The organism is Haliscomenobacter sp. (genome assembly GCF_033763495.1).
GTDB lineage: Bacteria > Bacteroidota > Bacteroidia > Chitinophagales > Saprospiraceae > Haliscomenobacter.
On sequence record NZ_JANRKL010000253.1, the window covers coordinates 1 to 20,450 of the forward strand.

Sequence of the window (20,450 nt, forward strand, 5' to 3'; positions counted from 1 at the left end):
CGTTCCCAGGTTCCAGCTCCTTCACCCCGTTTGTCTTCAATAAACTGGAGATAAAAAAGGGAATACTCATCCGTTAAGCGATACCGCAACTCTTTTTTCTTTTTGCCAAAAGCATAAAAAGCCATGATGAAGCCAGAATTGGCCAATTCTTCTAAAATCCGCGTGGAGGTACCACCGTCCGCCAGTCCAGTTTTTGCCAAAATATCCTTGCGGGTCATGCCCTGCCAGGTGTTGGCCAACGCTCGAATGATCAGGATGTGGTTTTCGGCGTGTTCAAACAAAGCGGGATACAATTCAGTAAATTCCTCATGCAAGAAGCCCTGTGCAGAAAAACAAATTTGATCAATGTTTTGGGTCGCCGTTTTGCCAGCTTCCACTTCTTTTAAATAGTGTGGAATGCCCCCCATTGCCATGTAAATTTGTAAAATATGGTAACGATTGAGCTGGATTGATCGGCTTTGTAAAAACTGTTCGGTTTCGTAAAGGGTAAAAGGCTGTAAGTTGACCCGTCTGGTAATGCGGTTGTGCAAGCCTCCCTTGTTCCGTACTACATTGGCAATCATCCAGGAAGCTGTCGAGCCACATATGACAATGACAACGTTGTTTTGCGAAGCCCAAGAATTCCAAAACAGACCAAAAGCTTTTAAAAAGTCGGAATTGCGACCTGCCAACCACGGGAATTCGTCCAAAAAAACCACGACTTTTTCCCCATTCATCCGTTTCTCCAAAAAAATGATCAACATCTGAAACGCCTCTTGCCAGTTTTTGGGTGCCTGAAAGGGGAGAATGGGTTGGGCGTAATAATTCAGGCGGTCGGTAAAGTGTTGGAGTTGTTCGCGGGTACTCCCATTTTGAATGCCTGTGATTTCAAAACTGATTTTCCCAGTGTAGGTCGAGCGTACCAAAAAGGTTTTCCCAACACGCCGCCGCCCAATGACCGCTACCATTTCAGGCTCATTGGATTGTAGGGCTTTTTGTAAAATAAGTTGCTCGGCTTGGCGACCAACCAAGGGTGTTTGGATGCTCATACCTGGAGATTTTGCAAAGTGTTTGTACAAAGATAAAGATTCCGCTGGGATGAAGAATGGTTGTTTCAGCGGAATGTGGTATTTTTTGGTAGATTCCGCTGAATTGAAGTAGTTGCAATGCAGCGGAATGTAGCAAATTAGGAAATTTACTTTACTTTGTTATTACACGATACTTTATTTTGTTATTTTTTACAGGCTGAGGTTTTGTGAAAATGTGCTTTAAAAACCCTGATTTTATAGATTTCCACCAAAACAATTTGCACAAAATCTTACTTCTCGAGATAAATCCATAGTTACAGCCTAAAAATAGTCGTTCACAGCAAAATGGCGTATTTTTACTGAACAAATTTACGAATTACCGAAGTGTGTCTACGCCTGACCAGAATGTGAATGCCTTAAGAGCAGCTTGGGATATTGTACCTCTGCAAATCGACGGACTGAAACAGGAGTTTGCAGATAAATCAGGAGCGAGACTGTTCTGGGGGTTCTGGGATTGCCTGTAAAGGGCTAACAATTAGTTCGATTTCACAAACCCACCAACCTGAGTTTAGGAAATTTGGATTGGCGGAGCACCGTACCAACATTGTTTATGCCCCAAAACTCATTCAAATGCTTACTTTAAATTTTATTCTAAACGAAACCCCATCACCAGAACAACTTGTAAACCTATACGATTCAGTTGGCTGGGGGCACAAAGACTATCCCCAAATGTTGGTAAAAGCAATTGAAAATTCCAGTTTCCTGGTCTGTGCATATGCGGATACAGAACTCATTGCTTTAGGCCGAGCCATTAGTGATGGAGTATTTACGGTTTATTTTCCTGATCTGCTCGTAAAACCGGAATGGCAAAGCAAGGGGATTGGTAGCAAAATCATGAATATCTTACTTGAACGCTTTAAAGACTTTCACAATCAAGTGTTGATCGCAGAAGACGAGGCTGCTCGGGCTTTTTATCTGAAACATGGCTTTGTGCCAGAAACAAATGCGCTGAGTATTTTATGCCCTTTTAAGGAAATAGAAGGAACCCTTTAGATTTTACGAACCCGCCAACCCAAGTTCCCCAAAACCCAGGTTGGCGGATTCGCTATTCCTCCCTCTTATCCAATCACTGGCGTATCCAACTGTGCCAACGAATCCGCGATCTCCGCATTCGTCACCTCGTGTTTCACCAGGCGATTGTTGAAATAATCATCATAGGCCTGCAAATCAAAATGCCCGTGGCCGCAGAGGTTGAACAAGATCGTGCGCGACTTGCCCTCTTCCTTCGCTGCCTGCGCTTCGGCAAATACTGTTGCCAGTGCATGACTTGCTTCTGGAGCAGGGATGATGCCTTCCGTTTTGGCAAACAATACTCCAGCTTCGAAACATTCCAATTGGTCATGCGCCCGTGCTTCGATCAGTTTATCCTTCAGCAACTGGCTCACAATCACCCCGGCACCGTGGTAGCGCAAGCCTCCCGCGTGGATGGGCGCAGGCACGAAGTTGTGCCCGAGGGTGTACATGGGCAGCAGTGGTGTCATCCCGACTGTATCGCCGAAGTCGTAGCGGAACACCCCACGAGTCAGTTTTGGGCAAGAAGCGGGCTCGCTGGCTACAAAGCGGATGTTACGCCCTTCATCAAAATTGAGGCGCAGGAAAGGGAAGGCGATACCCGCAAAATTGGAGCCACCCCCAAAAGGAGCCACCACCACATCCGGCATGTCGCCAGCTTTTTTCATTTGCTCGATTGCTTCCAGGCCAATGACGGTTTGGTGCATCAATACGTGGTTGAGTACGCTACCCAGGGCGTATTTGGTGTTTTCGTCCATAGCGGCGCGTTCCACCGCTTCGGAAATGGCGATACCCAAGCTACCTGGAGAATTAGGATCCTGGGCCAAAATTTGCCGTCCTGCCTGGGTGTGATCCGTTGGCGAGGAATGTACCTTGGCTCCCCAGGTATTCATCATCAGTTTGCGGTAGGGTTTGCCGTCGTAGCTCACCTTCACCATGTACACCTCACACTCGATGCCGAAGTGCTGGCAGGCAAAGGAGAGTGCGCTGCCCCATTGCCCGGCTCCTGTTTCGGTGGTGATGCGTTTGACCCCTTCCATCTTGTTGTAGTAGGCCTGAGGTACCGCCGTATTGGGCTTGTGGGAGCCAGCAGGGCTCACCCCTTCGTATTTGTAGTAGATTTTAGCGGGGGTGTCCAGCGCTTTTTCCAGTGCATAAGCGCGATAGAGTGGGGTAGGGCGCCAGATGGTGTAAATGTCGCGCACCGCATCCGGGATTTGCACCCACTTATCCGTAGTCACTTCCTGTTTGATGAGCTCCATTGGGAAAAGTGGAGCTAGGGCTTCGGGGCCGATGGGTTCCTTGGTGCCTGGGTGTAGTGGTGGCAAAGGCTTATTGGGCATATCTGCCACAATGTTGTACCACTTATCGGGAATTTCCTGTTCCGTCAATAAAATTTTGCGATTTTGCATGAATCTGGTGTTTTAATGTTGAAAAAGCTTCGGAAAGTAAGCCTTTATTGCAAAATTTAAAAAAACTGCGCAGTATTTTTTGCTGAGGAAAATCAGCCAACTTTTTAATTCCTAAATCTGTTTTCATCAAAACTTTGAAAAAGGGTAACTTAGGGGCGATTTCCTAAAATCAGCTGGATTATTCCCAAAATTTATCTCTTAACCTCAAATCAATCAAAATGGACAAGGAACAATTGAAAGAGCAATTGGCCGAAACTAAAGCCAAAGTTCAAGAAAAGATCGCCCACCTGACCGAACTGGCCAAAGAAGGCGTTGCCGAAGCCAAAGAAGAAATTCAGGAGCAATTGGCTTACCTGAAAAGCATCGATTTTGGTGATGAACTGGAAAAACTGGGTGAAGAAGCCAGCGAAGAATTTCAGGAACTCAAAGCAAAAGCTGCTACGGCCATCAGCTCTTTGAAGGAGCGGTTTAAGGATTGGTTTTAATTAAAGGTTTAGGGAGGTTGAGGGAGGTTGAGAAGGTTGAGGCTGCCGCGAGCGACATGCACCTCGGCTCCGCTTGGCGACCATGTCGCTCGCGGCAGCCTCACCCTTCTCACCCCCCTCACCCTTCTCAACTATTTCAACGTGATAGATTTCCATCGATTTGTGCTGGACAATGGCTTGCGGGTATTGGTACATGAGGATCCCAGCACACCCATGGCAGCAGTGAATGTGTTGTACGACGTAGGTTCCCGCGACGAACAAGCCGACAAAACAGGGTTTGCTCACCTCTTTGAACACCTGATGTTTGGAGGCTCCGCCAACATTCCCGATTTTGACGATCCGCTACAAATGGCAGGAGGCGACAACAATGCCTTTACAAACAACGATTTTACCAATTTTTACGAAGTACTGCCAGCCCAGAACCTGGAGGTGGCTTTTTGGTTGGAATCAGACCGGATGTTGAGCCTCAACTTCGATCCCCAAGTGCTCGAAGTGCAGCGCAAGGTCGTCGTCGAGGAATTTAAGGAGACTTGCCTCAACCAGCCCTACGGTGACATGTGGCACCACCTCTCCGAAATGGCCTACCAAACCCACCCTTACCGTTGGCCCGTGATCGGGCAGGTGCCTGAGCACGTGGAAAGCGCCACTATGGAGGACGTGCAAGACTTTTATTTCAAACATTACCGCCCCAACAACGCCATCCTGGCCGTTTGTGGCAATGTAAAATTGAACCAGGTCAAAAAACTGGCGAAAAAATGGTTTGGGGACATTCCCGCTGGAGACATCCCCGAACGGAAAGTTGACCACGAAGCGCCCCAACGCAGACTGCAGGAAAAAATCCAGGAAACCAACGTGCCCCTCGATGCCCTTTACCTGGCTTTCCATTGTACCGAGCGCTTGCACCCTGATTTTTACATCACCGATTTGTTGTCAGATGTACTCAGCAATGGGCCTTCTTCCCGCTTGTATCGGCGTTTATTGAAGGAAAAGCAGTTGTTTTCCCAGATCGACGCCTACATCACCGGAACGGTTGATCCGGGCTTGTTCATCATCGAAGGACGGCCCTCCGAAGGGGTAAGTTTGGAAGATGCCGAAGCGGCCATTTGGGAAGAATTGCAAATGCTCATCGATCAGCCCATTGCTGAAGATGAATTGCAGAAATGTAAAAACCGCGCTGAAAGTGCCCTGATTTTTTCGGAACTGAGCGCCCTGGGCAAAGCCATGAACCTGGCCTTTTTTGAATTGCTGGGCGACGCTGACTTGATCAACAAAGAGCCGGAATTGTACGAAAAAATCACCGCTGCCGATATGCACCGCGTAGCTCAACACTTGTTCCGCGCAGAAAATTGCAGCAAGCTGTACTACAAAGCGATCCCGGGCGCTGCGGCCATGGCTGGATTTTCGGGGGGCATGGATGATGACGATGATGATGACTATTAATTTAAATTTGAAGCGATTCCGAACATTCGGGAAAGGATTTTTTTCACTGAGTTGACCTAATGTTTATCAAGGTTTTGCTTGAAAAAAAGCGGCATACTGCAGCGAATTTTTCAAGCAAAACCACAACACAATGAAAGCCCTTGTTCTTGGTGGGAGTGGCAATGCGGGTAAAGCCATAATAACCCATTTGTTGCAGCAAACCGATCTGGAAATTTTGATGGGTAGCAGAAATGCGGCCCGCAACCAACGAATAATTAATGAATTAGTGGAAAAAACGGGAATTGGCGAAAACCGTATCGCCACAATCCACGTAGATGCCGCTAAACTGGATGAGCTAAGAAACGCATTTAACGCGGTTGATTTTGTAATCGTTGCCTCCAGCACCTCTGCATATGCGGCGAATATTTTGCAAGCAGCCCTTATAGAAAGAAAAGATTACCTGGATATTAGTTTGCCAAGTCCTGAAATAGATGAGCTTTACCAAAAAATGCAGCCCTATATCCAGGATACTGAGCTTTGTATCATTCGGGACGGGGGATTTCACCCAGGGGTGCCCGCAGCCTTGGTTCGGTATGCTGCTTTGCACATTTCCACCCTCAAGCGAGCCGAAATTGGTGCCTTGTTAAAAGTGAATTGGAATGATTTGTCTTTTTCTGAAGGTACTGCACTCGAATTTATGCAAGAAATTAAACACTTTGCCCCGGAATATTGGAACCAAGGAACCTGGCAAAAGAGTTTTTCCAAAAAAATGTATTTTAATTTTTCGGCACCCTTCCATCAGCAATCTGCCATGCCCATGATGCTAGGAGAAATGCGGGATTTACCTAAATTATTCCCTTCCTTGGAACAATGCGGCTTTTATCTGGGTGGTTTTGACCCTTTTACGGACAACGTAATTCTACCGTCCATCATGTTCGTTTCAAACATCTTTGGTAAAACTTTTGATCGGCCATTGTCAAGATGGATGTTCAATAGCATGAAAAAACATGCCCAAGCGCCGTTCCGCGCCGAATTATTGTTGCTTGCTGAAGGAATGGAACAAGGTAAACCAGTCAGCATGCAAGTTCGCCTCGGGCATCAGGATGCCTACGAACTCACGGCCATCCCCGTTGTGGCTTGTGTATCCCAATACCTTGAGCAAAAACATAAAACCGGTATTTTTTATCAGGCTCACTTCGTCGAACCAGAGGCATTTTTGGCAGACATGCAAAGGATGGGGCTGGAATTGAACATCATTAATCAGGAGGTGCCTGTGCTGAGTTAGCCAAATTAGGGTAAGACAGTTATTCATTCCGACCATTTTGGAATTTGGATGAATAACTGTCTTAGGAATGGAACTAAAATAAACTACTTGTATCTTTTTCCATGCTTTATCACCATATCCACATCCTGCAATAGGTTGATGTAGCGCAGTACATCGCCGCGCACTCCGATGATGTCAGCATATTTTCCTTCCGTTACCGTTCCAACCTGATCTGCAACCCCATGGAATAGCGCGGGCCAATACGTAGCCGCCCGAATGGCATACATGGGATCAACGCCCAGGTGATTCACCCACACGTCCAATTCGTTCCAAGTGGATTGGCTGTGAAATTTCATCGGAATCCCACTATCGGTGCCGATGAGTAGAACCACGCCAGTTTCTTTCAATTGTTGGAATTTTTTGGCCAGGGTGGGTTGCCGCATCGGCGTCAATTGGAAATAAGCCATACGGTCGGGGTGTTCAATCGATTCCTTGATGTCAGCAATGATTGAATCCGGTAAACCCAGGTGCCAGGAAGGGTCGTCCAATTTTTCCCGATTGTCGCGGTTGTAGGTATAATTGTACAAACCCTCAATGGTGGGCGTCCAGAAGAGTGGCCCAAGGTTCATTTGGGCGGTGCGTTCCTTGATTTGGTTCAAAATATCGGTGGGGTATTCAGGGGCTGAGGAGAGTCCGGTGTGTTCAAAACAATCCACACCAACTGACAATCCACGGCGTATTTCTTCCGGGCGATGGGCATGGCCTACTACTTTCAGCTTGTTTTTGTGCGCTTCATCCACCACTGCTTTGAGCTCTTCCATGGTCATCTGGTCGTGGTCGATGAGTTTGATGCAATCCACTCCGGCTTTGGCCAGCTTACGTACTTTGTTGCGGGCGTCTTCGGCACCGTTTACCCCCCAGCGGAACAACTCTGTACCGGGATAAGGTTCTTTTTGGATAAAAGGGCCGGATACATAAAGGGTAGGTCCATCCAATTTACCCGCATTGATCGCGTCGCGTACGGCAATGGATTCTTCCAGTGGTGCACCCAGGTCGCGGGCTGAGGTTACGCCAGCCATGAGCAATTGCTTGGCCGAAGAGGGCATGATCACACTGCCAAACAGCTTGGGGTATTTTTTGTCCCAATGGGTGTAGTTGCTGTGGCCGTTTATCATGAGGTGCACGTGCATGTCCCAGAGGCCAGGGAGCAGACTCATGCCTTCGGTAGAAATGATTTCGGCGCCCGCCGGAATGTCAATTTGACCAACCTGGCCAATTTTGAGGATTTTTTCCCCTTCAATGATGATTACGCTGTTGCGGAGAGGGTGGCTTCCATAGCCATCAATGAGGGTGCCGCCTACGAGGGCTTTGAGGTTTTTTTGTTGGGCAAAAATACCAACGCCGCCCAAGATCAGCAGGGCAGTGAGGAGTAAACGGTTTTTCATACTAATCACAGGTTGTTGAGCCTGTAAAATACAAAAGGAAAGGGAAGTTGAGATGATTGAAGAAACAAGAGTTGTTTTGAATAGTTGGCATCTTTGATACCCAATCTGAGGTAAATCCTTAAGTGCCTTAGGTTTCTTAGGTGGTGAAGAAAAAGCCTGCGAAGCAGGCCGCGTATTTTTCACCACCTAAGAAACCTAAGGCACTTAAGGATTCACCTCAGGAATGGTGCGCCAAAGGCGCATCCAAATCATTTTTCCTCTACGGGCTTCCGTCCCCACCAGCTCGCCAAAATCGACCCGGTAATGTTCATAATCGGCCCAAACAAGGCAGCGGCCAGGCCCACCGTAGCGAGTTTCCCCATTTGGTTGGCCAAACCAGAGGCCAGCCCACCATTTTGCAAACCCACTTCAATAGCTACTGTACGGCAATCCTGCTCGGGCATGCGGAAGAGTTTGGCTGCCGAGTAACCCAAAATAAAACCTCCAATATTGTGCATCAATACTGCTACAATCAGCAGTCCTCCAACATTAAGCAATGACTGCTGCCCTGCTGCAATGATGATCAATAAAATGAAAGCGATACCTGCCATCGAAATGAGAGGTAGATAATCTTTGAGCCATTCGGCGAATTTTTTAAAGAATTGGTTGATGATAAAGCCAATGGCCAGCGGGATGATGATGATTTGGGTGATGTCCCACACCATCTTCCAAAAATTGATTTCAATAAACTGCCCTGCCAGGTATTTCATCAATAGTGGAGTCATTATGGGCGCAAGCAGGGTGGCTATAGTGGTAATTGTAATGGAAAGTGCCACATTCGCTTTGGCAATGAGAGCCATCACATTGGAAGCCAAACCACTAGGCGAGCAACCAATCAGAATGACCCCCGCAGCAATTTCAGCCGGAAAATTGAACAAATTAGCAATGATAAAACCCAGGGTAGGCATGATGGCAAATTGGCAACAAACTCCAATGATCACTGCTCTAGGCGCTTTAATGACGCCCACGAAATCATCAAAAGTCATCGTTGTACCCATACCAAACATGATGACTTGCAGTAAAGGCATGATCAAGTCGGACAATTCGTAATTACCTACTGTGGTAAAATACTGTGGATAAAACATCCCTGCACTCACCACCGCAAAAATAACCGTAGTGTAGGCGTAACCCTTCAATGCCAGGATATCGCGCATCCCTAAAGATGCAACTAAAAAACCAATGATCAAAAGTGGCCCAGTAAAACCGGATTGACCAATCAAGAAGCTCAGTAATGCAAGTGCCAGCCCCGCCAAACCGGCATAAAGCAAATAGCGTGAAAAGGATCCCATAACGTGTAGATGTGATTGTTGTGATCAAAGAGTAGAGACGCGATCAATCGCGTCTCTATGAATACGAAATTTGGTTAAATATGCAGAGAATTTATGAAAACTGCATGTGAACAGCGTAGTATTAACTCCAAAGTCTATCCCAGGAACGAATCTGATCCCACTCAGGGGTGGGTTTGAAGTAGCTTTGATCTTCAGGATCAAGGTGTTTTTTCACTTCCTCGTCGTTGAGATCAACCCCAAGTCCTGGACGCTCGGGGACATTGGCAAAGCCATTTTCGATCAAGGGTACGTCAGTTTTTTTGACCAAACTTTCCCAGTAGGCCAAATCCACTGAGTGGTGTTCGAGTGCTACAAAGTTTTGGGTGGCCGCAGCACAATGCACATTGGCCATGAAGGAAATGGGGGTTCCGGCAAAGTGCATGGCCATCGCTACGCCACGTTCTTCAGCATAATCCCCGATTTTTTTGGTTTCCAACAAGCCTCCAGAGCTGGCCAGATCGGGATGTACCAGATCAACTGCCCGGTGGTCGATCAACTTGATGAACTCCTCCTTGAGGTAAATGTCTTCTCCCGTGATGGTAGGCGTTTCGATCGCTTGGGAAATTTCCTTCCAGTCTTCGGTAAACTTCCAGGGAATGAGGTCTTCGAGCCAGGCCAGGCGGTATTTTTCCACGGCTCTGCCCAAACGAATCGCGTTGTTTTTGTCAAAATGCCCGTAGTGGTCTGAAGCCAGCGGAATTTCGTAGCCAACGGCTTCCCGTACTTTGCCGACATAATCCGCCAACAATTCCAGGCCCTTGTCCGTGATTTGGACTTGAGTGAAAGGGTGTTCAGTACCTCCGTAGGTCATCTGGGTGTTTTCCCATTGGCGGCTGATGTCCCAAAAATTACTATTCACGACAGTACCAGGCACCTTTGCCAAGGATTCAATGCCAAAATCCATTTTTAAAAAGGTATACCCCTTGCCTACAACCCGCTCTTTCATTTTGGCTGCAAACTGAACAGGATCGTTCATCCGGGGCGTATCGGCATACAAGCGGATTTTGTTGCGGTATTTGCCGCCCAAGAGTTGGTAGGCTGGCACGTTGTAGGCCTTTCCAGCCAGATCCCAGAGGGCCATTTCAACGGCGCATACCCCACCTGCCTGCCGGGCGTGGAAACCAAACTGCTTGATCTTTTTAAAAATCATTTCCACATTACAGGGATTCATACCCATGATGCGGCTTTTGAGGAAAAGGGCATAACGCCAGTTGGCACCATCCCGTACTTCGCCCAAACCATAAATCCCCTGATTGGTATCAATTCGGATAACCGGACAACGTCCGCCCCCATTCATCACCACAGCGTAGCGCATATCGGTGATTTTCAAGTCGCTGGGTGCTGAGGCCCGGCTCACTTTTTGAGTGGAGTATTCGATGGTTTGGGTAATGGGCGCGTTCATAAATGCCCCCAGGGCCAGGCCGCCAAAACCAACATTGCGGATAAAATCGCGGCGATTGGGCCCGCTAGCTGCTTCTTCTGGATCAGCAGCATTGGGCATAGGATCGGTAAGCCCGAACTTTTGCAGGTAACGTTGAGCAGGTGTTGTCATGTTTTTGTTTGCTTATTGCGAATGTGGGTATGTTAAAAATTACCAGGTACGATCTTTCATGTACGCATCCAATTCGGCGCGGGTCATCGGGAGTTTGTCTTTTTGGGTGTCCAGCCAACTGATGAAGTCCTTCTTGATGTCGTCAGTCCATTGGCGGTCTATTTGCCCAGGGGTGAATTTACCTTCACGCAGGCGTTGGTGGCCAAAAGCATCACGCAGGGCTACAAATTCGGCATTCAGGACCAGGTCTTCCAATAAGTGGGGCGGAATAAATACAATGCCTCCTTTTTTCGCCAAAACCGCATCCCCCGGCAATACTGTAGCGCGCCCAATGCGGATTGGATTGTTGATGGAGGCAAGCATCATTTGTTGGATATAGGAAGGATCGTAACCCTTCATCCAGGCGGTGAATCCTTCAATGGCTTCCAAACCTTCGATGTCGCGCACCGAGCCATAAAAAATGACCCCATTTTTGGATTTGGCGTAGATGGAGTTGCCCAGGTTGTCGCCAATCAGGGTGCCATCCACAATTTTGCCATAGCTGTCAGCAATGTATACGTCCCCGGGTTTGAGTACGTCGATGGGCCATGAATTGGTGCCTCCGATGCGGCCTTCTTTTTCGCCAGTAGCCTTGATGATTTTGTCCCATTCGGGGCGCAAGGGCATGTATTGTGCCGTAACTGCCCGCCCCACCAAGACCTGATCGGGACGCAACAGCATCCAGTCGCCTTCAAATTGATTGTGGTAACCCTTGTTGCGCAGATACCCCCAGGCTTCTTCCAGCGAGACTTTTTTCAGCCGCTCCATAAATTTGTCGCTGGTTTTGGGGCGCCCATCGGCCATCCGTTCCCCTTTCCATTCTGGAGTAAGGGCAATGATTTGATCTTTTGTGGGCGTGATTTGTTGGGCGTGAATAGTTAGACAGGAGAATAAAACCAATGCCAAAAGCACCAGTAGATTGCGCTTTATCATACGATCTGAAAGATTGGCGGCGTTGTTGCAAGCTTTCAAATTCACCTGCAACAACACCAACGGATGAAACCAAATAACAAAACAATGTAGTCGATAACAAATGTAGCAAAGTCCAAACTATCTAACTTCTATTTATGCTGAGCGGCGAATTTTGTACTTTTTTTATGGCCAAATGCTTTTCTTTTATTTTGAAAACTCGTTAGTATGCATTTTGAGCTGAAAATCAGCGGCTAAGTCCTCGCACTGGTATGATCAGCCGAAATCACCCACTTTCCCTTGATTTTTTTCCAAATCAGGATAAAATACCCTCCTGGTGCGTCGTTCTTGCGCTTCAAATCCCAGGTGCCCACTAGGAAAACCGATTTTTTCCCCAGCTTTTCCATGCTGACAATGCCAAAAGTGAGCTGGCCCATGGCATCGCGATCGGGATAACGACGCTTGTAGCCATCCAGGGTTTGTTGCCAACCTTTTGTGACGCCCGCCGCTCCGATGAACTGGAGTTGATCCGATTTCCAATACACCTCCATAAAAGCAGGAATATCGCCCTTGTTCCAGTCGGCTTCCTGCTGCATGAGGGCGGCGCGGATTTGGGCGAAGTCGGCATCTTCCTGAGCTGTCAGGCTATACCCGAAAATCAAAAATAAGTAGGTAAATAATGCTTTCATGTTTAGTTAGTTGTTTGTTTTAAAAAGCATACGCAATCCCAAAAGCAGTCGTCAAATTGGAGTTCTTCCGATTCCTTACCACCAGGCTTTCATAAATGTAATCCACATCAATATTGACTGCAAATTGCTCGGTAATGGGCAGTCCGAAACTCAGAATCGCACGCAGGATATGATTGGTTTTCTCTTTTCGTACCCAGGGGATGTATTGCAAATCGTGGGAGATATTCAGTTTGTCGCCGAGGGTCGCATAGGTTCCTTTCAAGGTCAGCACATAAAGGAATTTTTCAAAACTCAATTCGCGGGCCAGACTAAAGGTAGTCCGGTAGTAATAAACAGAGTTCAGCACCACCAAATCTGATTTTGGCGTTTTAAAGGCTCGCCAGGCTATGCCCGGGCCAATCCCGATTCGATCCTTGATGGCCCGCAAGGTTGTTGCTTCAAAACGCCCACTGACATTGGGGAAGAAGCGTCTTTTGTACCAAATATCAGCGGATAATTCCGAGAGCACATCGTTTTGGTAGACCGTTTGGTCGTAACGGGAATACATGTATTGCACGAAAGAACTGATTGTTACTTTGGAGCTCTCCAGGGCGGGACTAAATTGACCTACGATGCTGCTGGATTGCAGGTTGCCACTTTGAAAGGACATGTCGAGCCCTAGTTCTCCACTGAATTGCCATTTTGAGGCCTTGGCCGTACTATCCGTTTGGGCATGACTGAATAGGGTAAAGCTTATAAAAATCAAAAGGCTTAAGTGTGTTTTCATGGAAAATAGGCATTTAGGTTCGTTAACGAAGTTAAACATTTGTCTTTATATAAAACCCTATTTTTATCCAGTGCCCTCTTTACCCACAATTGATAAATACTTACCTTTACAAACGAGCTGTATAGTTTTAATTTCCGCTATCTTAAATTGGTATGAGATGAATAAAAATACCATCGTATTAGCATTTACTAATTTAGAAGGAGAGAGGCCTCTTGATTTTATTAGTCAGGAACGAGAAATTATTCCTAAAATCTTTGAGGACGAACCGGAGGAAAATCGTCCTCACATCATTCATCTGGACAATGCCACTACCTCGGAGTTCCATAAAACGATTGACGCTGAAAAAGACCACATCGTTGTTTTTCATTACGGGGGGCATGCGAACGGACAGGCCATTCAACTTGGAGATGGGGAAGGATATAAAGAAGGTTTGGCAAAAATTTTAGGTCGGCTAAAAAAATTAAAACTGGTATTTCTAAATGGCTGTGCTACCGAAGACCAGGTAAAAATATTGCTTAAGGAGGGGGTCAAGGCCATTATCGCTACTCGAGTTGAGATTGACGATAAGGCTGCTTTTTATTTTAGTAAGGTTTTTTATGAAAAATTCGCCAAAGGAGCGACGCTGCGAGAATGTTTTGAGGGAGCCAGCAGTTTCGTCAAGCTCAAATTCCAATACGCCCAAAATACACGCGTGATTAAACACAGTAGTCATCAGATGAATAGCGCCATTTCGATAGCAGCGGATATGGAATGGGTCTTGTTTTATCAAAATGAAGAGGCGTTACTGGCAAGAGGAATTAATGTTGAACTAAGTAAGTTTTTTGCAAACACCAACTTGATCAACAAGGTAAAAGCACGGGATGAAAAATTAAAAATCAATGTACTTATTGCAGGGTCTTCACCGCAAGCAAGGCTCGATGGCGCAATCGGAGCATTGAATGTAAACAATGAAATTGCTCAGGTCAAAGATTACCTCGTAAAGCTTTTTATGCATTCCAACATCAACCAGCAATTGATTGGTAATGTATACGAATACCAAGGGGCCAATTGTGTTACATTCATCCATGAATCTAGTTTTGATAAAAGAGAAGCCGCTGTAACCCTACCCAGTTTGTCTTCTTTTGATCTAATTGTTTGGATTGTTTGGCATAACCTAGGGCAATATCACCTGAATAATATTTCTCCTTTGGAGCAATTGTACAAAGAGGTCATTGATTTGCCCGAGAGCAAACGTCCACAGATCCAAATTTACCGCAGAGGGGAACCAATTTTGAGTGATCAAAGTCCTAGATATGCTGAAAATCAATTGAAGTATGAAGCAGTTGATGCCTTTTTTAAAAAATTGAGCAAAGCACGTTATGTGGATTTTCACCCCGATTTTTTTGAAGACCTTTTTGAACACAATGTGAACAACTGGCTGCAAAAATTCGTGGCCAATCAAACCAACAATACCTCCGGAGTTGAAGGGCCTAACCAGGAATTGGATAATCCTTACATGGGGTTGAAACCATATGATTTGGAAGATAGTGCCCTCTTTTTTGGTCGCAACAACGAAATTGATACGCTGCTGAATCTTTTAGAAACGGGTACTCAGGGTGGCTTGTTGGCAGTGATCGGGGCATCGGGTTCTGGAAAATCTTCTTTGGTCAAGGCTGGGTTATTCAATCGTTTTCAGTTGAATGCAATCCCAAATAGTGCCTCCTGGCAGATCATCGAGGGCAGGGTTCAACAAAACCGGACTTTCCATTATGCAGCTGTGCGGAACCAATCGCCCTTAATTGAACAATTGAACCAGCTAAATTTGGATGCAAGTGCTAAGGTTTTTACCGCAGCGTTTTCCCGTATTTTGGCTGAATTGGACTCAGGAAATACCAAGGTCATTCTTTATCTTGATCAGTTTGAAGAGGTGTTTTCGATTCTGCAGGATGAAAAAAATAAAGAAGATAAAAAGGCAGATCGTTTCATCCAGTTTTTAGTGGCTTTTGCAGGAACCCGCTACGGGCAGGTAATCCTGACCATGCGCTCGGAGTATTTTCACCATTGCCTTCAATTCCCCGCTCTTGCTCAATTAATTGACCTGGGCAACTTTATTGCATTGCCTCCTGATGCCGAAAATATTGCCAAAATCATTAGTCGCCCTGCTGAATTTGCTGGATTGACCTTTGAGGATGACTTAATGACCATAATTCAAAAAGACGCTGGCGAGGCTGGTGATATTTTGCCACTATTGTCGTACACACTAAAAGAACTGGCGGATAAATCAACAGGCAGTCTACTTACAAAAAAACAGTATGTAAGTCTTGGCAGAATAGAAGGCATTATTCAACAGCAAGCGCAAGAAGCCTTAATGGGATTTGATCAAACCACACAAACATTCTTAGATGATTTCTCATTTGTTTTCAGAAAACTAGTTGTCATTGGTGCCGACGGCCTGGTTGCCAAAAGGGTAGCCCTTTTTGAACGTGAGCACTGGCCACCAAATGCGCTCAAATTGGTCGATGCCTTGATTGCCAAAAAATTACTCGGTTCGGATTTGAATGTGGATCGTAAACCCACCTTGTCGATTACCCACGAGGCATTATTCAGAAACTGGGACTATTTGAAAAACTGGATCGAAGAATACAAGGCTTACCTCTCCTTGATGACTCAGGTGGAACAAGATGCGAAAAAATGGGCGGACAGCCGCCCTGGGTATGACGAAAGGGCCCAACTTGAACATGACCTCAAACACATTTGGAAACACGAACGTTTGGTACCTGTTTACGAAGCCCTGAATATTCTGGGCCATAGTAACGAAGAACTGGATGAACTTTACCCAAATACACGTGAATTTATCCGCCTGGAGTCTGAGCGCCTTGTAGAAGAGATTGCCCTTGATTTTATCGACCACGAACGCAGAGCAAAAATTGGAGACCGATTGGCAGATTTAAAAGATCCCCGTCCTGGGGTCGGATTGAATAAAGGCGGAATACCGGACATTGATTGGGTTAGTATACCGGCAGGTAGTATTTCACTTCAATTGAATGGCAATGAAGAGCACTTTGATTTGAGTAGTTTTCAGGTTGCCCGCTATCCCATTACGTTGGGACAATTCAATGCCTTTGCTCAAAATCCAGAACTTTATCACCAGCCACAATGGTGGTCTGGCCTTCCAGTGGACTCCAAAGATGAAAACCACAACAAATTAAGGCCGCAAACGCCCAAAGGTTATTACAATCGACCTGCGCAGGAAGTGAACTGGTACCAGGCTGTTGCTTTTTGTCGGTGGTTGAGTGCTGAATTGGGTTTTACAGTGCGCTTACCCAATGAGTGGGAGTGGCAATACGCCGCTTCAGGGGGAAATGCGGAATACATCTATCCCTGGGGTAAAGAATTTAAAGACTTATGTTCCAATCATCGCGATGCTGTTGGCCACTTGGTTTCCGTAGGCCTATATCCCTCAGGGCAAACACCTCAAGGCTTGATGGATATGGCTGGAAATATTGTGGAATGGTGTTACAATGTGGCGGAAGACATCCGCAGTACTGATCTTTCACCAGACGTCAAACGAGTCACAAAAGGTGGTGGCTGGATGGCCTTTCAGGGAGATCCGGTAAATAGCCAAAAGATCACGGGGCGTTGGGCCGATCGCCCTAACGGTAAAAACGATCGGGGTGATTTTATTAAAAGCAGCTTCAGAATCATTAAAATGAGCTGAGTATATCCTCACTACTCAAGTATTTGAATTTGGGGGCAAATTTTGCGGCTAACGTGTTTTCCAAGAGGTTTAAAAAATCAGGTCGTTCAAACTGAAAATACTCAGCCAGTTGCTGATATTCGTGGGTGATCGAGCAATCAAAAAAACCTGGATCGTCAGTGTTGATGCTAAAACTAATGCCAGCACTACGAGCTAGATGGATTGGTAATTGTTGAATTTGCTGAATGCTACCACTTCTCAGGTTGCTGGTCGGGCAAAATTCAAGGTGTATTCCTGCCGAAGCAATTTTATCAATGAGTTGTTCTTTTTGAAATAAACCAATCCCATGTCCAATTCGATCTACAAATCCATACTCCAGAGCATCTTCTACATTTTCGGGCCCGGAATGTTCACCAGCATGAATCTCTATACCTAAGCCAGCTTTTTTGCATGTTTCAAGGGCCTTAGAAAACTTTTGAATAGAAGAACCATCCTCCAACCCTACAATAGCTACACCTACAATAAGTCCTTCTTTGTAAAGGGCAATATAATCCAGCGTATTTTTTTTAATCTTTAATTCTTCTAATTTTCTGGGCATTACCAGAATAAACTCCATTTGAATGCGCTCCTGTTCAAGTTGCGTAACCCAATCTCTAAATTGCTTGAACTCTTTCACTAATTCATTTCTTTGAGATGGAAACATCAAGGGGGAAATCATCAACTCTACATACTTTACATTTTGAGCTACCAATGATTCCAAATGCCCTGCAATAATGGGTTGGTAAGCTACCCACGTTGCACTTTGGTAAGGTTTCAACCAATCAATCCAATTTTGAAAATCTTCTTTACATTGAATTGGAGAAACAGTATGGATTTGATCTTTGGGAATGAGCAGTTTATGCCCTTTTTTGTTTAAATCTCCAAGTAACGAAGGATTAAGCACACCTAATAGATGACAATGCAGTTCTGCTTTTGGCAATTGTTTGAAATCAATAGGAGTATCGTTATTGGTTTTTTTCAATGAATTGGGTGTCGAAAAAATGTCTCGCCTGGGCATAAACTTGGGTGTTTTGATCTAATTCGGGTTTAAAACTTAAAAATTCCTCATAAGCCGTTTTGAAAATCTCTTTTGCTGTATGGGAGGCTAAAAAAAGGGCTAAAATTTTTTCCTCCGCTGTAGCTAAGTACTGTTGATATGCGGCATCAAGCTGAGCCCCGTACTTTAGGGGAGAGGCCTCTACCTTTACCTGTCTTGGATAGGGTGCATAGCCGCCGACATTGCGGGTATCCATTGCCAAGCGTTCGAATGCTTTGCTGAACATTACATCCTGCTGGCCAAAAACAACCCTTTGCACAGAGGTCATCGTCATCATTCCCGCACACATTACACAAGGCTCCAATGTAGCATAGATGGTGAAGCCTTCGAGGTTGTAATTTTTAGTTTGTTGGAGGTATTTTGTCATTACCCTTAGTTCACCATGCTGAGTCACATCGCTACACCGATCAATGGAGTTGAGCTCAAACATAACCGCCTGATACTTGGGATTTACCAATAATGCCCCAACGTTGTAGCCTCTTCGACTGTAACGGTCAGTGCCTTCATCCTGCCAATCTTTATACACCAAGGCATAAGCCAGTAGTCCGAAGATGGCATCTATTTCTTGTTGTACCTCGTCTTTAGGTTTCATGCGATAATGCTCCTTCAATGCTTGATGAGCTTGATTAAATCAAATAGATACTCCTGGAAATAAATCGAATAAATTAACCAGGTTCCAGACATCCTCATAAGAATTGTACATCGGAGTAGGTGCCACCCGAATGACCCCTGCTTTCCCTTCTTTTTCACCCGGTAAATTGTGCTCCCTCCAGTCGCAAATAACCCCATTTTTGGCCAGATAATCAAATAGTGCCTTGCCTTCTGGGCCAGTTAAAATGGACAATTGTGCACCTCTCTGCTCCGGGTCACGGGGCGTGATGATGCTAAATCTTGGGCGTTCAGCATTGAGCAGATCAATCAGGTATTCCAGGTAGGCCGTCAAGTGTTCACTTTTGGCCCGCAAGGCTGGCATGGTCGCCTGCATGAACAAATCGTGGCTGGCTTTCATCGGTGCAAAGGCCAGGATCGGTGCATTGCTCAATTGCCAGCCAGCAGCACCGGGGATGGGGTCAAAGCCTTTTTCCATCAAAAAACGTCGCTCTTCATTGTGTCCCCACCAACCCGCAAAACGAGGCAAGTCTTTATTGTAGCCATGATTGGTATGGATAAAAACACCTCCGAGCGCTCCGGGGCCAGAGTTGATGTATTTGTAGGTACACCAGACCGCAAAATCAACACCCCAATCGTGCAGATGAAGGGGGACATTGCCTGCGGCATGGGCCAGGTCAAAACCCACATAAGCGCCTGCCGCATGCCCTGCTTTGGTGATGGCGGGCATGTCGTAGACTTGTCCGGTGTAATAATTGAGGCCAGCAAAAAGCACCAAGGCCGTTTGAGACCCGTGTTGTTCGATCGTGGCCAAAATATCTTCGGTATGCAACAGCATTTCTCCCGGACGAGGCGCTACTTCCACAATGGCCTCGGCTGGATCATAACCGTGCCAGCGCACCTGGGTTTCAATGGCGTATTGATCGGAAGGGAAAGCCCCGGCCTCCATGATGATTTTGAAACGTTGGGCATCGGGCCGATAAAAACTCACCATCAACAGGTGCAAGTTGACCGAGAGGGTATTCATCACAATAACTTCATCCTCTTGTGCACCTACGATGTGGGCAGATGCAGGGGCGAGGGCCTTGTGGTACTGCGTCCAGGGCAATTCACCTTCAAAATGGCCTTCTACTCCCAGTTCTTGCCAGCGTTGCAGTTCGGTTTCGATGCAGGCTCGGGCTTGTTTAGGTTGTAATCCCAGGGAGTTTCCACAAAAATAGAGGCAATTGTGCCCTTGATGCTGGGGGAAAAGATATTGGTCGCGAAAGAAGCGCAAGGGGTCTTGGGCATCCATTTGGCGGGCGTAATCGAGGGTAGGTTGAAAGGACATTTGGTTTGGTTGGTTTAAGGCGAAAAATAGCTATGTTTTCGAAGAACAAACATAAAAATTGGGCGTTGGTTGAAGCGCTCAGCTAGCAAGGTAATATTTGTGACTGGTCTTCCCGTCTCAGAGAACCTTATCAACTCAATAGGGGTTAAATTTATATACAGTCCTATTAAAAAAAAGAAGCGTGACTAGAAAAAGTAAAATCAGAATAAAATTGAAAGCCAATTGCCATTTTTTGTTCTTAAAAAGAAAAGCCAAAACGGCTAAAACAAATTGAAAAATTATCATTATTGGCATCCAATCGATAACTACCAGCC

Annotated in this window: 16 protein-coding genes; 5 read left to right on the top strand and 11 right to left on the bottom strand. The window is 46.0% G+C overall.

Annotated features, from left to right (window positions below; genetic code table 11):
* The coding region (locus tag SFV55_RS29535) for an AAA family ATPase (protein WP_320033204.1) at nt 1-1,028 on the bottom strand (1,028 nt) is incomplete at its 3' end.
* Between the two features lie 609 nt (nt 1,029-1,637).
* Between SFV55_RS29535 and SFV55_RS29540 the strand changes: the two genes are divergently transcribed.
* Nucleotides 1,638-2,060, top strand: a complete 423-nt coding sequence (locus SFV55_RS29540; RefSeq protein WP_320033205.1) for a GNAT family N-acetyltransferase — start codon at nt 1,638-1,640, stop codon at nt 2,058-2,060.
* Between the two features lie 65 nt (nt 2,061-2,125).
* On the opposite strand, the gene SFV55_RS29545 is transcribed toward SFV55_RS29540, so the two are convergent.
* Nucleotides 2,126-3,490: a TrpB-like pyridoxal phosphate-dependent enzyme gene (locus SFV55_RS29545; RefSeq protein WP_320033206.1), complete on the bottom strand. Its 1,365-nt coding sequence runs from the start codon at nt 3,488-3,490 to the stop codon at nt 2,126-2,128.
* 218 nt (nt 3,491-3,708) lie between these two features.
* On the opposite strand from SFV55_RS29545, the gene SFV55_RS29550 reads away from it, so the two are divergent.
* The 3 genes from SFV55_RS29550 (at nt 3,709) to SFV55_RS29560 (ending at nt 6,679) form a co-directional block, all read left to right on the top strand.
* The gene (locus SFV55_RS29550; RefSeq protein ID WP_320033207.1) at nt 3,709-3,975 is read left to right on the top strand and encodes a hypothetical protein; all 267 of its coding nucleotides are present in this window, start codon (nt 3,709-3,711) and stop codon (nt 3,973-3,975) included.
* 141 nt (nt 3,976-4,116) lie between these two features.
* The gene (locus SFV55_RS29555) at nt 4,117-5,415 is read left to right on the top strand and encodes a pitrilysin family protein (protein WP_320033208.1); all 1,299 of its coding nucleotides are present in this window, start codon (nt 4,117-4,119) and stop codon (nt 5,413-5,415) included.
* Between the two features lie 130 nt (nt 5,416-5,545).
* Nucleotides 5,546-6,679: a saccharopine dehydrogenase NADP-binding domain-containing protein gene (locus SFV55_RS29560; protein WP_320033209.1), complete on the top strand. Its 1,134-nt coding sequence runs from the start codon at nt 5,546-5,548 to the stop codon at nt 6,677-6,679.
* An 83-nt stretch (nt 6,680-6,762) separates the two neighbouring features.
* Here the strand turns inward: SFV55_RS29560 and SFV55_RS29565 are convergent, their stop codons facing one another.
* From SFV55_RS29565 to SFV55_RS29590, 6 genes are all read right to left on the bottom strand, one after another.
* Nucleotides 6,763-8,103, bottom strand: coding sequence for an amidohydrolase family protein (locus SFV55_RS29565; protein ID WP_320033210.1), 1,341 nt, complete (start codon nt 8,101-8,103; stop codon nt 6,763-6,765).
* 248 nt (nt 8,104-8,351) lie between these two features.
* A complete protein-coding gene (locus tag SFV55_RS29570) occupies nt 8,352-9,431 on the bottom strand; it encodes a bile acid:sodium symporter family protein (RefSeq protein ID WP_320033211.1) in 1,080 nt (359 codons plus the stop codon).
* 121 nt (nt 9,432-9,552) lie between these two features.
* Nucleotides 9,553-11,022 carry a mandelate racemase/muconate lactonizing enzyme family protein gene (locus SFV55_RS29575; RefSeq protein ID WP_320033212.1) on the bottom strand — a complete coding sequence of 490 codons (1,470 nt, stop codon included), beginning with the start codon at nt 11,020-11,022 and terminating at the stop codon, nt 9,553-9,555.
* A 39-nt stretch (nt 11,023-11,061) separates the two neighbouring features.
* Complete coding sequence (locus tag SFV55_RS29580) at nt 11,062-11,994, bottom strand: RraA family protein (RefSeq protein ID WP_320033213.1); 933 nt, start codon at nt 11,992-11,994, stop codon at nt 11,062-11,064.
* 230 nt (nt 11,995-12,224) lie between these two features.
* Nucleotides 12,225-12,659: a DUF4440 domain-containing protein gene (locus SFV55_RS29585; RefSeq protein WP_320033214.1), complete on the bottom strand. Its 435-nt coding sequence runs from the start codon at nt 12,657-12,659 to the stop codon at nt 12,225-12,227.
* 19 nt (nt 12,660-12,678) lie between these two features.
* Nucleotides 12,679-13,425 carry a DUF481 domain-containing protein gene (locus SFV55_RS29590; protein WP_320033215.1) on the bottom strand — a complete coding sequence of 249 codons (747 nt, stop codon included), beginning with the start codon at nt 13,423-13,425 and terminating at the stop codon, nt 12,679-12,681.
* A 157-nt stretch (nt 13,426-13,582) separates the two neighbouring features.
* Between SFV55_RS29590 and SFV55_RS29595 the strand changes: the two genes are divergently transcribed.
* Nucleotides 13,583-17,122 (top strand): SUMF1/EgtB/PvdO family nonheme iron enzyme, encoded by a 3,540-nt coding sequence (locus SFV55_RS29595; protein WP_320033216.1) that lies wholly within the window; start codon nt 13,583-13,585, stop codon nt 17,120-17,122.
* On the opposite strand, the gene SFV55_RS29600 is transcribed toward SFV55_RS29595, so the two are convergent.
* Genes SFV55_RS29600 through kynU form a run of 3 tightly spaced genes read right to left on the bottom strand, consistent with a single transcriptional unit; the run spans nt 17,109 to nt 20,136 of the window.
* On the bottom strand, nt 17,109-18,158 hold the full coding sequence (locus SFV55_RS29600; RefSeq protein ID WP_320033217.1) for a hypothetical protein: 1,050 nt from the start codon (nt 18,156-18,158) through the stop codon (nt 17,109-17,111). The two genes, SFV55_RS29595 and SFV55_RS29600, sit on opposite strands and share 14 nt — an antisense overlap.
* Nucleotides 18,106-18,789: a nucleoside deaminase gene (locus SFV55_RS29605; protein ID WP_320033218.1), complete on the bottom strand. Its 684-nt coding sequence runs from the start codon at nt 18,787-18,789 to the stop codon at nt 18,106-18,108. The genes SFV55_RS29600 and SFV55_RS29605 overlap by 53 nt, the downstream gene beginning before the upstream one ends.
* Before the next feature lie 39 nt (nt 18,790-18,828).
* A complete protein-coding gene (gene kynU, locus SFV55_RS29610) occupies nt 18,829-20,136 on the bottom strand; it encodes a kynureninase (RefSeq protein WP_320033219.1) in 1,308 nt (435 codons plus the stop codon).
* Nucleotides 20,137-20,450 lie beyond the last annotated feature (314 nt).

What these genes read in the sequence shown, in the direction of transcription:
- SFV55_RS29585 (WP_320033214.1), bottom strand. Translation starts at nt 12,659, where the DNA reads ATGAAAGCATTATTTACCTACTTATTTTTGATTTTCGGGTATAGCCTG.
- kynU (WP_320033219.1), bottom strand. Translation starts at nt 20,136, where the DNA reads ATGTCCTTTCAACCTACCCTCGATTACGCCCGCCAAATGGATGCCCAA.
- SFV55_RS29570 (WP_320033211.1), bottom strand. Translation starts at nt 9,431, where the DNA reads ATGGGATCCTTTTCACGCTATTTGCTTTATGCCGGTTTGGCGGGGCTG.
- SFV55_RS29595 (WP_320033216.1), top strand. Translation starts at nt 13,583, where the DNA reads ATGAATAAAAATACCATCGTATTAGCATTTACTAATTTAGAAGGAGAG.
- SFV55_RS29560 (WP_320033209.1), top strand. Translation starts at nt 5,546, where the DNA reads ATGAAAGCCCTTGTTCTTGGTGGGAGTGGCAATGCGGGTAAAGCCATA.
- SFV55_RS29605 (WP_320033218.1), bottom strand. Translation starts at nt 18,789, where the DNA reads ATGAAACCTAAAGACGAGGTACAACAAGAAATAGATGCCATCTTCGGA.
- SFV55_RS29565 (WP_320033210.1), bottom strand. Translation starts at nt 8,103, where the DNA reads ATGAAAAACCGTTTACTCCTCACTGCCCTGCTGATCTTGGGCGGCGTT.
- SFV55_RS29590 (WP_320033215.1), bottom strand. Translation starts at nt 13,425, where the DNA reads ATGAAAACACACTTAAGCCTTTTGATTTTTATAAGCTTTACCCTATTC.
- SFV55_RS29575 (WP_320033212.1), bottom strand. Translation starts at nt 11,022, where the DNA reads ATGACAACACCTGCTCAACGTTACCTGCAAAAGTTCGGGCTTACCGAT.
- SFV55_RS29545 (WP_320033206.1), bottom strand. Translation starts at nt 3,490, where the DNA reads ATGCAAAATCGCAAAATTTTATTGACGGAACAGGAAATTCCCGATAAG.
- SFV55_RS29600 (WP_320033217.1), bottom strand. Translation starts at nt 18,158, where the DNA reads ATGCCCAGGCGAGACATTTTTTCGACACCCAATTCATTGAAAAAAACC.
- SFV55_RS29540 (WP_320033205.1), top strand. Translation starts at nt 1,638, where the DNA reads ATGCTTACTTTAAATTTTATTCTAAACGAAACCCCATCACCAGAACAA.
- SFV55_RS29580 (WP_320033213.1), bottom strand. Translation starts at nt 11,994, where the DNA reads ATGATAAAGCGCAATCTACTGGTGCTTTTGGCATTGGTTTTATTCTCC.
- SFV55_RS29550 (WP_320033207.1), top strand. Translation starts at nt 3,709, where the DNA reads ATGGACAAGGAACAATTGAAAGAGCAATTGGCCGAAACTAAAGCCAAA.